Source organism: Micrococcoides hystricis (assembly GCF_042434215.1).
Classification (GTDB): Bacteria; Actinomycetota; Actinomycetes; order Actinomycetales; family Micrococcaceae; genus Micrococcoides; species Micrococcoides hystricis.
In genome coordinates this window covers 1-713 of record NZ_JBHLUB010000009.1, presented here as the reverse complement: position 1 = coordinate 713, position 713 = coordinate 1, and the positions used below count along the sequence as shown (strand labels likewise).

Annotated in this window: 1 protein-coding gene; it reads left to right on the top strand. The window is 47.5% G+C overall.

What is annotated here, in order from left to right:
* Positions 1-405: 405 nt before the first annotated feature.
* Positions 406-713 (top strand): hypothetical protein (locus ACFFFR_RS03860; protein ID WP_377458217.1); only part of this gene is annotated, 308 nt, incomplete at its 3' end.

The window sequence follows — 713 nt, the reverse complement described above, 5'->3', positions numbered from 1 at the left end:
GATGAGTTGTTTCGTCACTTCCATCTTCGGAAGACCTCGACTCTTTTTAAGCTTTCAACACGCTCTGCACCAAAACCGATCTACACCTGAAATTCCGAAGAGCCGCTTTACTGATTAAACTCATGAGAGTTAGCATTTGACTCATAGTCGGCTGTTCGGGGTGAATCTACACAAAACGTGTCCCTTCGTCTGCGTCTATGAGTGACCTTGCAAGAAATTTCCAGCTGAAAACTCTTCCGGCAATGATGCAGAAACTTTCGTGTGTGCTTACTACACCGCTGGCCGCCCATGCACTGACTCTAATAACGATAGACTCGGAATTCTGGAGTGCGATGCGCCGATGATTTTGAGGCTTTTTGGATGAACAGAAGACTGTATGGGGCTGTCCTTGGCAGCGCTGCTATAGTGACTTCGCTCTTCACCGTTCTGATGATCACAGGCGTGACATATGCTCCAGTGGATTTCTATGTTTATCATCAGGCGGCGGTGCAAGCTTTTTCACCGGACATTTATTCGGAGAATCTCCACAGCACTCTCTTACCGGCTGAGGGCCTTCCCTTTGTATACACCCCTTTCACGCTTCTTCTGCTTCAGCCATTAATCGTCATCCTGGGGTGTATCAAAGAATGTGGACAGGTTGCTGATTATCAGACAGGATCATATTCATGGCAACATCACCACGCCGTAAATTCAGTGCCCAGTTCAAAGCTGAG